Origin of the sequence: Flavobacterium laiguense (assembly GCF_003097655.1) — a bacterium.
GTDB classification, from domain to species: domain Bacteria; phylum Bacteroidota; class Bacteroidia; order Flavobacteriales; family Flavobacteriaceae; genus Flavobacterium; species Flavobacterium laiguense.
On record NZ_QCZH01000030.1, the window covers coordinates 1 to 12941 of the forward strand.

At 31.7% G+C, this 12941-nt stretch carries 12 protein-coding genes; 4 read left to right on the forward strand and 8 right to left on the reverse strand.

Features of this window, described 5'->3' with window-relative positions:
* Positions 1-914: 914 nt before the first annotated feature.
* Positions 915-1583 (reverse strand): DUF4294 domain-containing protein, encoded by a 669-nt coding sequence (locus DB891_RS16390; protein WP_223256127.1) that lies wholly within the window; start codon positions 1581-1583, stop codon positions 915-917.
* 82 nt (positions 1584-1665) lie between these two features.
* Here DB891_RS16390 and DB891_RS16395 point away from each other — a divergent pair, with 82 nt between their 5' ends.
* Positions 1666-2754, forward strand: a complete 1089-nt coding sequence (locus DB891_RS16395; protein WP_116764661.1) for a M42 family metallopeptidase — start codon at positions 1666-1668, stop codon at positions 2752-2754.
* A gap of 180 nt (positions 2755-2934) precedes the next feature.
* Here DB891_RS16395 and DB891_RS16400 read toward each other — a convergent pair whose 3' ends face one another.
* Positions 2935-3477, reverse strand: a complete 543-nt coding sequence (locus DB891_RS16400; protein WP_124019530.1) for a hypothetical protein — start codon at positions 3475-3477, stop codon at positions 2935-2937.
* Between the two features lie 420 nt (positions 3478-3897).
* Between DB891_RS16400 and DB891_RS16405 the strand changes: the two genes are divergently transcribed.
* Positions 3898-4440, forward strand: coding sequence for an SRPBCC family protein (locus DB891_RS16405; RefSeq protein ID WP_116764663.1), 543 nt, complete (start codon positions 3898-3900; stop codon positions 4438-4440).
* Positions 4441-4555: 115 nt separating this feature from the next.
* Here DB891_RS16405 and DB891_RS16410 read toward each other — a convergent pair whose 3' ends face one another.
* From DB891_RS16410 to DB891_RS16435, 6 genes are all read right to left on the reverse strand, one after another.
* A complete protein-coding gene (locus DB891_RS16410; protein ID WP_116764664.1) occupies positions 4556-4936 on the reverse strand; it encodes an ankyrin repeat domain-containing protein in 381 nt (126 codons plus the stop codon).
* Between the two features lie 475 nt (positions 4937-5411).
* Entirely contained in the window at positions 5412-6365 is a 954-nt protein-coding gene (locus DB891_RS16415; RefSeq protein ID WP_116764665.1) for a phosphoribosylaminoimidazolesuccinocarboxamide synthase, read from the reverse strand.
* A 100-nt stretch (positions 6366-6465) separates the two neighbouring features.
* Positions 6466-8814, reverse strand: a complete 2349-nt coding sequence (locus DB891_RS16420) for a S9 family peptidase (protein ID WP_116764666.1) — start codon at positions 8812-8814, stop codon at positions 6466-6468.
* Between the two features lie 168 nt (positions 8815-8982).
* Positions 8983-9804, reverse strand: coding sequence for a Cof-type HAD-IIB family hydrolase (locus DB891_RS16425; protein ID WP_116764667.1), 822 nt, complete (start codon positions 9802-9804; stop codon positions 8983-8985).
* Between the two features lie 260 nt (positions 9805-10064).
* Positions 10065-11018, reverse strand: coding sequence for a PhoH family protein (locus DB891_RS16430; RefSeq protein ID WP_116764668.1), 954 nt, complete (start codon positions 11016-11018; stop codon positions 10065-10067).
* 147 nt (positions 11019-11165) lie between these two features.
* On the reverse strand, positions 11166-11438 hold the full coding sequence (locus DB891_RS16435; protein ID WP_116764669.1) for a hypothetical protein: 273 nt from the start codon (positions 11436-11438) through the stop codon (positions 11166-11168).
* A 129-nt stretch (positions 11439-11567) separates the two neighbouring features.
* Here DB891_RS16435 and DB891_RS16440 point away from each other — a divergent pair, with 129 nt between their 5' ends.
* Positions 11568-12398 (forward strand): SAM hydrolase/SAM-dependent halogenase family protein, encoded by an 831-nt coding sequence (locus DB891_RS16440; protein ID WP_116764670.1) that lies wholly within the window; start codon positions 11568-11570, stop codon positions 12396-12398.
* Positions 12399-12609: 211 nt separating this feature from the next.
* Complete coding sequence (locus DB891_RS16445) at positions 12610-12906, forward strand: putative quinol monooxygenase (RefSeq protein ID WP_116764671.1); 297 nt, start codon at positions 12610-12612, stop codon at positions 12904-12906.
* The last annotated feature ends 35 nt before the right edge of the window (positions 12907-12941 follow it).

The window sequence follows — 12941 nt, forward strand, 5'->3', positions numbered from 1 at the left end:
GCAAAACTACAACTTCTATTTGTAACTGGCAAGAACTTTTTGAAGTTTTTTTTTGAAAATTTAATTTCAATTTCTTCTGGTTTTCTTAGCAGTCTTTCAAGGAACGTTGCGCGTTTAGCGGGGTGCAAAAGTAGCTTACGTTTTCGAATCTCACAAGCTTTTTGGAATTTTTTTTGAAAATAAATTTTCAGCTTTAATTCGTCTGGCTTGTCAATCTGTTAATGAACGTCTGCGTTGTTGCGGGTGCAAAAGTAGCACGTTTATCTGCGTAAACAATACCTTCTCATAACCTTTTTTTAACCTTTTCTAAAAGTGTTTTTTAAGGCACTGGTTTGTTGACGGTTAGAAACGGGGCTTTTTGAGTGGTTGCGATTTATTTGTAGCCGTTTTCGATGGTTTGACCCGTTTTGCTCGGGTTTGAGGACTGGATTGGGTTTACCACCGCTTGGATGGGACGCGGATTACACGGATTCGCTAGAGCAAAAACACGGATTTTCGCGGGTTTTTACTTGAAATGACTTCTCCTATATATAAGGTGTGTGTTTTATTTCCTCAATAAGACACAAATCAAACAGATTCGCCGCAGCAAAAACACGGATGGATACGGATTTCCTCCTGAAATTGATTCTCCTATATAGAAAGGTGCGGCTTTTTGACACACTCCTATTATATATCACACCTTTTTACAATCAACCTTCTTATGAAAACCCAAGCCCTAGCCCCGATAGTAGTGTAAATCCTTGTTGTTCTCGTTTTTTTTTTAACGAGAACAACAAGATTGGAACGGATAGCGGGATTAAGCTCCTGACAACTCTTCTACTATTATTGACTTATAATAAATGTGTCTTAATACAAAAAGAGGCAACTACATCAGTAATTACCTCTTTATTGTTTTAATCCAGAATACAAAATTCTTATTTATTTGCCTTTTCGCTCCAAGAATCTGATAACTTATCATAATCTATGGGTTGTGCCGCCTCTTGTTTCCGCAATCGGCCCGATTCAAATCCTCTGACCAATATTGTTTCTATTAAATAATCTTCATTTACTTCAAAAGGTTGGTATTTTAATTTCAAATCAATATCAAACATACTCGCAGTGGTATTTGACAAAAATGCTTTCCAACCACTTTTTAAGTTTTTTATTAAATCATAAGTTGTAGTTCCTGTTTGTCTATCGATTAATTTAACTAAAATTTGCCCTTGCTTTTTGGAGAGTTTTTTTAATCTTGCTTCAAACTCATTGCTTAGATAATCCTCAACTATCTTAAAATATCTCTTTTTATCCCTCTTATTTGTAAACTTCCCCATACCTCTATTTAACGACGTTAATCTTTCGGCAGCTACTCTTGCATAAGGATATGTAACGTATACTCTTTTTTGAAGTAATTGAAATTGCTTTTTATCTTCGTCGCTCATCTTATGCCTCTCAATTATTATTTCAGGCAATTGTATTGTATCACTTAAGATAGTGTCATTCTCTGTTAACACATATCCCATTTGGACGGTGTCTTTTTTTATTTCTTGGGCTTGAATTGCAACTGATACAAAAAGAAAGAATACTATAATTTTGAAAAGCTTCATATTTGAATAATTTTAGCACAAAATTATACATTATATATACAACTGTAAAGGCAAATTTATAATTTAGCAAAAAAATATTTTTATGAGTTCAGATTCAATATTAAAAGCTACATCTATTGCCTTTTTAGAAAAATACTTAAACAATGCCTCCCCTACTGGTTTTGAAGCTGAAGGTCAAAAACTTTGGATGGATTATCTAAAACCTTATGTAGACACCTTTATTACAGACACCTATGGAACCGCTGTTGGAGTTATTAATCCTGAAGCCTCCTATAAAGTTGTTATAGAAGGACATGCAGATGAAATAGCGTGGTATGTCAATTATATAACAGAGGAAGGAATGGTTTATGTGATCCGAAACGGCGGTTCTGATCACCAAATTGCACCTTCAAAACGTGTCAATATTCACACTAAAAATGGAATTGTAAAAGGTGTTTTTGGATGGCCAGCCATACATACTCGAAACAGAGATAAGGAAGAAAATCCAAAAATCAGCAATATTTTTATTGATTTGGGTTGTGAAACCAAAGAAGAGGTAGAAAAAATGGGCGTTCACGTTGGATGTGTTATTACTTACCCTGACGAATTTATGATTATGAACGAAAATAAATTCGTTTGTCGTGCCATCGATAATCGCATGGGTGGTTTCATGATTGCCGAAGTGGCTCGTTTATTGCACGAAAACAATATTAAGCTTCCGTTTGGATTGTACATTACCAACTCTGTTCAAGAAGAAGTGGGTTTGAGAGGTGCCGAAATGATTACTCAAACCATTAAACCAAATGTTGCTATTGTTACCGATGTTTGCCACGATTCTACAACTCCCATGATTGAAAAGAAAATTGAAGGAGACACTAAAATTGGTAAAGGTCCGGTGGTTACTTATGCTCCTGCAGTTCAAAATAACTTGAGGGAATTGATTTTGGATACTGCAGTTGAAAAAAACATTCCATTTCAGCGATTGGCTTCTTCTCGCGTTACTGGCACAGATACAGATGCATTTGCCTATAGCAATGGTGGTGTGGCCTCGGCTTTAATATCGCTTCCGTTGCGATATATGCATACAACGGTCGAGATGGTACACCGTGATGATGTAGAAAACGTGATTAAACTGATTTATGAAACACTATTGAAGATTGAAAACAACGAGACTTTTTCTTATTTTAAATAGTTTTTAAAAACTAACCTTACTATCTATTCGATTATAATTGATTTTTTTTTAATAAAAAATGTCTAAGAATTCCAATTTTATAATGCATAAAAAAAGCATCATTATACTTTTATAATGGTGCTTTTTTGTTGGTAATCTTTTACCTGCCCTGATTATTTTACGCATTCTTAATTTTGGATATTATTTCATTCCAACAAACCTTTTAGCATTAAATCCATTCATCAATATAGAATTGCTGTTGATTTTTTTGAAATCCAATGGACTTGCTTCGTTAGTTTCTTTACTTTCAATAATCATTTCAAGTTCTGCGATTTCATCTTCTATAGTTCTTTCAGTATAAAGGGTATAATCGTTATCTGAAGCCTTAAACTCTGTAATTAAATCCGATTCAGCGATCACTTCTTTCATTGATTCCTGCAAGGCTACAAACTCTAATTCATCAGTATTTGTGTATTCCGTTATTTTATCATCTTCTCTGATAATTTCTACAATAGTTTTGCGATTATCGTATCTAATAACTGTTTCAGGACTAAAAGTTTCTAGGTCTTCCTTTAAAGAAGGTTTTACAACTGTTGCCATTTCACTTAATGATGATCCTAAATTATAATCAGTTAAAACACTTCCCTGAAAAGTATTGTTTTTATGATTAATAGCATTAGATGCATTACAAACATTAGTTAAAGATACTAATGTGATTCCTAAAATTAAAATTGATTTTTTCATGATGATTGCTTTTTGATTGTTGTTTGATTGTTGTTTGATTGTTGTTGTTTTTATAGATATTAAAAACATATAATAATATCCTATACAAATATATATCTAAAAGAAGGTATTGTGTTTTACATAGTACTTAAATTTAACTTTATATTAACTTTTAAGTCGATTTTATTGATGTTACTGATTATTTTAAAATTAATAACAATCATGAAAAAGAAAACAAAATTTAAAAACTATAACAATAAATCAGAAAATAAAGAGGGATTGCCATTCACTTTAGATTAAAGCTGATCACCCTCCTACTGAATACGTATAGAGCAATGCTTCTAATTTGAATAAAATTCCATAACTTTATGTAGAAATCTAAAACTGCTTTAAAGACAAAAAATAAATTTAATTAATTACTAACACTTAAATTTTACACCTATGAAAGTTCTCCAAAAAATCCTGTTTGGCTTATTAGGAATCATTGCTTTCTTATTATTAATTGGTCTTCTTTTGCCAAAAACCTATACCGTGGAAAGGGAAATAACGATAGATTCTCCTAAAGACAGTGTTTTTACCTATATTAAATATTTAAAAAATCAAAATGATTTTAGTGTCTGGGCAAAATTAGATCCCGCAATGAAAAAGAAATTCACAGGAATCGATGGAACTGTTGGGGCAATTTCGGCTTGGGAAAGTCAAGATAAAAATGTAGGTATTGGTGAACAAGAGATAATCAAAATAACTGAGGGAGAAAGAATCGATTTTGAACTCCGTTTTAAAGTTCCTTTTGAGTCAACAGATAATGCTTATATGATAACCAAAAGTGATTCATCAAATCAAACAAAAGTAACATGGGGATTTAACGGTACCATGGCCTATCCTATGAATTTGATGTTACCCATTATGAATATGGAGGAAATGCTTGGTAAAGATTTAGAAACTGGGCTTAAAAATCTAAAATTCAATTTAGAGAATAAATAAAATTTTAAATTTATAATTATCCACCAACCTCATATCATCCTTAATCAGACAAAGAACTCAACATATAAACCAAAAAAAAAGGCATCATTTGAATAAATGATGCCTTTTAAGTTATTTACGATTGTTTCAATATTTGAATTGCCTCCGTTGCATTGGATATTTCGGCATATTTTAATGCAGTATATCCATTTTCATCTTTTTCATTAAGGCGTGCTCCTTTTGAGATTAAAATTTTAATGATTTCTACTTTATTATAACGAGCCGCTATCATTAACGGAGTCATCCCGTTTGATTTTTCATTTACATCAGCACCATACTCAATAAACTTCTTTACGATGTCAATATCTCCCTTACTTATAGCAACAATTAATGGTGTTGTACCATCATAGTATTCAACTATACTTTTGTCATTGGAAAATGATTTTAAATTTGATGCAAAAGAAACATTTGCAAAAGCTACTAAAGCTACTCCTAGATAAACGATTGATTTTTTCATAATGATTGATTTTTGATTGATTGATTATATTTAATTAACTGTTCCTGATTTGATTGATTTTTTATTTTAAAAATGCTACAATATTAATTCCATACGAATATAGTGTTAAAAAAGGTATTATGTTTTATATAGTACTTAAATTTAATCTTTTATTAACTTTTAAAATGTACTTAATGGTAAAAAACATAAAAAAGCAAATCCACTCTTAATTGACTACCAAATAGATAGACTCTATTTTGAATAATATGTAACAGTAATTAACAAAGATTTAACCTTTAAAAAAAACAATTTAAAACCCATTAAAAATATTACTCAGTTTTCAATTTTAAATAACCCCAGACGGAACAAGGCACCGCAAACAATTCAAATTATATTTGTCACTATTTAATTTGTGGAATTTGGTTTAAAAAAAAATCCGCAATTCAGAATTGAATTGCGGATTTAAAAAACCGTAAGTAGTTAAAAAACTATCTGTTTATCTCTTAGCTAAATATGCCAATACATTTTTTTCAATACGTTCATTAATATTCGATATGTCAGCTTTCACAAACTTTTCTCCAAGAATTTTTTCGTATAATTCTATATATCTATCCGAAACAGTTTCGATATATTCTTCTGTCATGTCTGGGATTTGTTGTCCTTCTAGACCTTGAAAACCATTTTGAATCAACCAACGTCTTACAAATTCTTTAGACAATTGTTTTTGTTCTTCTCCTTTGTCTTGTCTTTCTTGGTATCCTTCTGAATAGAAATAACGAGAAGAATCCGGAGTATGGATTTCATCTATTAAAACAATTACACCGTCTTTGGTTTTTCCAAATTCGTATTTGGTATCCACCAAAATCAAACCACGACCAGCAGCGATTTCAGTTCCTCTTTGAAACAAAGCACGTGTGTATTTTTCTAAAACATAATAATCTGCTTCGGTAACGATTCCATTTGCTAGAATAGCTTCTCTAGAAATATCGGCATCGTGTTCCCCATTATCTGCTTTTGTTGTAGGTGTGATAATAGGTTCTGGGAATTTATCGTTTTCTTTCAAACCTTCAGCCATTGTAACTCCGCAAATTTGTCTTTTACCAAGAGCATATTCACGAGCGGCATGACCAGAAAGATATCCACGAATCACCATTTCAACTTTGAAAGGTTCACACAAATGACCAACAGCAACACTTGGGTCTGGAGTAGCAATTAACCAATTGGGTACGATATCTTGAGTCAGCTCCATGAATTTTGTAGCAATTTGATTCAAAATTTGACCTTTATATGGAATACCTTTTGGCAAAACGACATCAAATGCCGAAAGCCTGTCAGTAGCTATCATTACAAGTAAATTGTCATTGATATTGTAAACTTCTCTTACTTTTCCTCTATATACTGATTTTTGATTCGGAAAATTAAAATTGGTAGTGGTAATTGTATTGCTCATTTGTAGTTATTGTATTATTGTTGTTTCGGCAAAAATAGGTTGTTTGAAAGAGATACACAAAAATGTTGAAACATTATTCATATTGAAAAAAGTAATATCCTTAGTTCTTAAGAAGCGTGGTATTAAACAAATTTAATATTCTGCTATATTCATCAACCCAAGAATAGGTCTCTTTAAAGCCATGCGCTTCTACTGGATAAGAAGAAAGACTCCAATTTTTCTTTCCTAATTCAATAAAACGTTGTGACATACGAACAATATCTTTGTATTCTACATTGTCATCGACCATACCATGTAGCATCAACAAATTACCCTGTAAATTATCAGCAAAATAGATTGGAGAGCTTTTTTTATAGGCAATTGGATCGGTTTCTGGAAAATTAAGAATATTTGAGGTATATCCGTGATTGTAATGTGCCCAATCGGTAACAGATCGTAAAGCTGCTCCCGAAGCAAATTCTTTAGGTGCTGTAAGCATAGCCATCAAAGTAATAAATCCACCATATGACCCACCATAAATTCCAACTTTACTGACATCTATACCAAGATTTTTAACCAGGTAATTTTTCCCATCTATTTGATCAGTCAAATCCTTACCTCCCATAAAACGATATATTCCAGTTCTAAAATCTCTCCCGTATCCGTCACTTCCTCTGTAATCAATATCTAATATCGTATAACCCAAATCAGTCAATAAATTATGAAACATGTATTCCCTATGGTAATTACTCCAATAATTATGAGCATTTTGAAGATAACCTGCACCATGAACAAATATAATTGCTGCTTTGTTACTTTTTTCAGATTGTGGCTTGTACAATCTGGCATACACTGATGTACCGTCTTGAGCTTGAAATGTAATCACTTCCGGAGTACGCCATGGATACTTTTTAAATTCCTCTTTTGTTGAAAAAGTTATTTGATGAAGCGTTGCATTCTTTTTGTTATCGGCATAATACAATTCCCAAGGCTTATTTTTAAAGGAGAAACGAATTAGTAAAGTACTTTCATCCGGTGATAAACTTACTTCATGAGCGCCATCGTTTGTTAGAATGGGTTGCAAAACACCGTCACCAATCGATAATTTATAAAAACTCCTATTACCAGGATGGGTAGTATTTGTTGTTAAATAAAATGTTTTCTTATCTTTTGATAAGTTTACATCTCGCACTTCCCAATTTCCTTTAGTAAGTTGTGTTTTCTTTTTTGTCCTAATATTATAAGTAAACAAATGAGAGTATCCAGTTTCTTCTGATTGAAAATAAATAGTTTCATTATCAGCAAGAAAACCAATTGTCCCTGAATCATAAGCATCGGAAGGAATACCAGGGCCTCCAATCCAAGCTTCATCATGCTGATATTCTATTTCTTCGAAAGTATTTTTTTCTAAGTTAAGTTTTACTAACCATCTGTCTTTATTATCCTGACTTCTAATCTCTGCAACAGCAAAAGTTCCGTCCTGATTATAGACAGGTTCTTGAATAACAATTAATTTATCAGTTTTATTATCGCTTTTCAAATTTGGATACAGATCATAATATTTAGGCACATCCTGAATATGACTCAATGCTGAAAAATTCATGTAATAAACAGTATCCTTAGCAACTGAATAGATTCCAAATTTTGTAGGTACCAAATTATTTACAGAAACTTTCTCTTTGGTGTCTGGCGTTTTATTATAACCATCTTTTGTTATAAAGACCGCCATTTTTTCACTTTGAACGTCTACTTTATCTGTTAATCTAAATGTTACGAAATTACCTTGTGGATTACTATTTAAATTTTCAAAAACACTTTTGCCATAGAAATATGTCTTAGAAAAATCAGACTTACTCTCCTTAGTTTTTGCAGTATTCCATTTCTTTTTTGCTTCTTGGTCACGAATAAATTGAAATAATTCATTTTGCTGACTTTTTAAGAAAGATTCTTTTTCAGTTTCAGATTCTTCTTCTTTTCCTTCCTTAAAATTAGTAAGTTGCAGAATTGTTCCTTCTTTGGTATTGTATTTTAAAATATTGCCGTTTTGCTCAAAAAAAAGTACTCCATTCTCAAAAGCTAATTTCAAATTTGAAATAGGACTGCTTTGTTGCAAAAGCTTTTTTGTTGTTTTATTCTTAACGGAATACGAATACAAAGCTCCGTTTTCAATATAATACCCTAAATCTGAACTTGGATTTCTTTTTAAATTTATTTTTGAAAAAATCGATTCTTTTGCCGAAGCCAATTGTGGAGCCGCCATTCCTTTCTCCCAAAAATAGGTGCTTTTATCAATGTCGTTATTGGGATTCCATTCAAAATAGATTTTTTTACCATCTACAGACCAATGCTCATTAGTAGGTTGTACCCCTACAAATGATTCCCCTTTCATGATTTCTTCTAATTTCAAACTCTGACTTTGGCTATCTAAACCGTAAACCAAACAAACCAAAACAATTATTTTTTTAAACATCTTTTCTATTTTAGTCCTGCGAAAATACAGAAAAAAATATCCTTAGCTGTTTCTTTATTTCGATTAAAAAGAAATAGATAAGGATAATCCATTAATACTGCCTGATTTTTATTAAATAAAAAACATAAATCCTCTATTACATCTGCTTCGCCATTTACATTCAAGTCATTACACTTTACTCGTCAACTCTAATTTTCTTGATAAATACTTGGCAACTCCATCTTCATTGTTCGTTGAAATAATATTTAAATGAGGTAATTTACATTTTAAATTTTCTGGGGCATTCCCCATAATTAATCCAATTCCGGCTGCATCCAACATCCTTTCATCATTAAAACCATCTCCAAAAAAAACAGTTTCTTGAAATGAATACCCTTCAATCTCTAAGATTTTGGCAATAGCCACACTTTTATCAACCGATTTATCCATAAATTCTAAGCAAATAGGCAAGCTAAAGGCATGACTAAATTCCTCCGAATGATCTTCTAGAATCTTATTCTTTAATTCGACTAATTTTTCGTGGTTGTCATGAGTGAAAAATAATTTTATAGCACTAAAATCTTCTAAATCATTAAAGTCAACCACTACTGGAGGGTATTTTAAATCTTTTTGAAAGCTATTTATTTTTTTATTGATTTTCGACGTTTGCCAAACTTCTTCTTTGAATAATACCGTTGTGATTTCTGGATCAATATCTAATGACAACACCGATTTGATTGCTTCACTTTTTATATTGAAAGAGTAAAGAAGCTCTTTTTTGGGTGAATGAATTCTTGCTCCATTTGAAGTTACTAAATAAATAGGAAATCCCAAATTCTCGACAATGGACATTGCATCGATATGATGACGACCCGTGGCAACAATAATTAAATATTTTTGATGGTGTAATTCTTGAAAGACAGATTTCGTATAATCTGATATACTATGATCTGAATTGAGTAATGTTCCGTCTAAATCACTTATTACTACTTTAATTTTTTGTTTCAACATCGTTCATTCAATTTTGTTTATAACACTTTCAAATTTATTGCATTTCAGCAAGATACCCAAAAAGTTTCATACCTATAAGACGCTTTTAACGTATTTATATAGATATGTTAACTTTTGTTGGCAAAACAAATAGATATCGAACTTTTTTCCATTTTAAATAAAAAAAGGAGAAACGTCACAATTGAGTTTCTCCTTTTTTAAATATGAATTTTGCTTTTTTTTTAAAACTATATCGAAATAATTGCAGTGTACTTTGCTACTTAATAATCATTATTTTCAATTTGCTTGTAGGCATCAATTACTTTTTTAACCAAACGATGACGTACAATATCTTTATCATCCAGATAAATAATACCAATTCCATCAACGTCTTTTAAAACCAATATAGCTTCTTTAAGACCAGAAATCGTTCTTCTGGGTAAATCTACTTGACCCGGATCACCCGTTATCATAAACTTAGCGCTTTTACCCATACGCGTCAAAAACATTTTCATTTGCGAATGCGTTGTATTTTGCGCTTCATCCAAAATTACAAAGGCATGATCTAAAGTTCTACCTCGCATGAAAGCCAATGGAGCAATTTGAATAATTCCTTTTAGAATATAGTCTTCCAGTTTTTCATTGGGCAACATATCCCGTAAGGCATCATACAAGGGCTGCATGTATGGATCCAGTTTTTCCTTCATATCTCCCGGAAGAAATCCTAGATTTTCCCCAGCTTCTACTGCAGGACGTGTCAGAATGATACGCTTGACTTGCTTTTCTTTTAATGCTTTCACGGCCATGGCAACACCCGTATACGTTTTACCGGTTCCAGCTGGACCAACCGCAAAGACCATATCATTTTTGGCCATTGTATCAACCAGCAATTGCTGATTGGGTGTCATGGGTTTAATGATTTTTCCTCCTACGCCATGAACCAAAATTTTATCATGTCCGTAAGTTCTGCTTTCATCTTGGGAATCGCTTAGAATAACGCGTTCGATTACATTGTCATCAATAGTATTGTATCGTGTAAAATGCAACATCAATCGTTGAAAACGCTTTTCGAATTCGTCTAAAACCTCTTTGTCACCAAACGCCTTAAGGGTTGTTCCTCTGGCAACAATTTTCAATTTTGGATAGTACTTTTTTATGGACTCAAGGTGAGAGTCTTGAGCGCCCCAAAAATCTTTTGGAGCAATGTCGATGAGCTCGATGATTCTTTCGTTCAAAATAAGAGGTTTTTAAGTTAATTAATTTAGTTAAAATCAATTTTAATATTTACGCTATGAGTCTTTACACCACAGTTTTTAATTTCTAATTCGGTAAATAATACTAAAAAACATCTTTCTAGAAACGCGGATTTTCTAGTTTTAAAATTATACGTTAGCTAACAATTTTTTCAACATCGATTCATTTAATAAATCGGACACTTTAATGGTTAAAACATCACAGAGATTGTCTTTATAAATTTTCACAATCTCTTTTTCATTTGGTTCTTGAACTTTTGCAGTTTCATTTTTTTCTTTTTCTAGTCCATTTATTTTGTTTGAAAAATCTGCATTATTTATTTTAGCACTTGATAAAGACTCCTGACTAAATGAATGCAGACTGCAAAAGAAAAGAAATAAAATAAAAATTAACTTTGACATACATTTTGTTTTTAATTCAAATAAAAATCTATTCAAATAAAGCTTAAAATACTTTAGCTTTGCATTTCTCAAATTTAATAAAACAAAAAGTTTCAGTTGCGATAATACTCAATAGTTATAAACAATTTTATGTCAATAATTACCCTTACTACCGATTACGGCTTGAAAGACCACTTTGTGGGTGCCTTGAAAGGGAAAATATTATCGGAGTATTCTGAGGCGTCTATTGTTGATATTTCACATGACATTGACCCATTCAACACAGCAGAAGCAAGTTACATTATTTCTTCCTCTTATGCAAGTTTCCCAAAAGGAACTGTTCATATTATAGGAGTCGATTTAGAATCCAATAAAGAAAATCAACATATTGCCATGCAATGGAACGATCATTTCTTTATTGCAGCCGATAATGGCATTTTAAGTATGCTTACGCAAAAAATTATTCCTCAAAAAATAGTCGCAATAACCATTCATGATCGATTGCATAGCGATGCTTCCGATTTGGATGTTTTTGTAAAAGTAGCTTGTCATATTGCCAAAGGTGGCGTCCTTAATGTAATAGGAAAAGAGATCACTACTTTAAAACAAGTAACCGATTTACAAGTTTCGCTTTCGGATGATGGAAATCAATTAAAAGGGAATGTGATTTACATTGACCATTTTGGAAATGTGGTTACCAATATTTCAAAAAAACAGTTTTTAGAAACTGTTAAAGGAAGATCTTTTGAAATTGTATTCAAAAACAAGATCATAAAAACTATTTTACCCTATTATTCAGCCATCGCCAGTTCTGACAAGTATCCTATAAAGTATTATGAAGGTGAAAAATTAGCTATTTTCAACGAAGCCGGTTTTCTCGAAATTGCCATTTTCAGAAGTAATCCTTTAACTGTAGGTTCGGCCAGTACTTTATTGGGGCTTAATTATAGAGATGTGGTTTCGATACGATTTAAGAGTTGAGATTTATGATTGAAAATTAACGATATTAGATTTCAGATTGAAGATTAACGATTCTTGATTGCAGATTTTAAGAGAGACAAACATTAAAGACAGATAAAACAGCAGATGAACCAACTTAAAAAAGAACAATACTATTTTAAAATAAAACTATAAATACACGTTCTGAAATAAATCTAAAATCAGAAATCAACAATCAAAAATCAACAATCAAATGTTTGTACGAATAGTAAAATTGAGTTTTCACGAGGAAAATATTCCTGCTTTTTTGGAAAACTTCGAATTAATGAAAGATAAAATACGAAATGCTCCTGGAAATCGTTTCCTAGAACTGTATCAAGATAAAAATAACAAAAGCATTTTCTTTACCTATAGTTATTGGGAAACCGAAGATGATCTGGAAAATTATCGAAATTCGGAGCTTTTTAATACCGTTTGGACATTTACCAAACAATTATTCAATGCAAAACCGGAAGCTTGGAGCGTAAATAAATTAGTTTCTCTAGTTTAAATTTTTTTTAGTTTAAAGTTAAAAACCTGAAACAA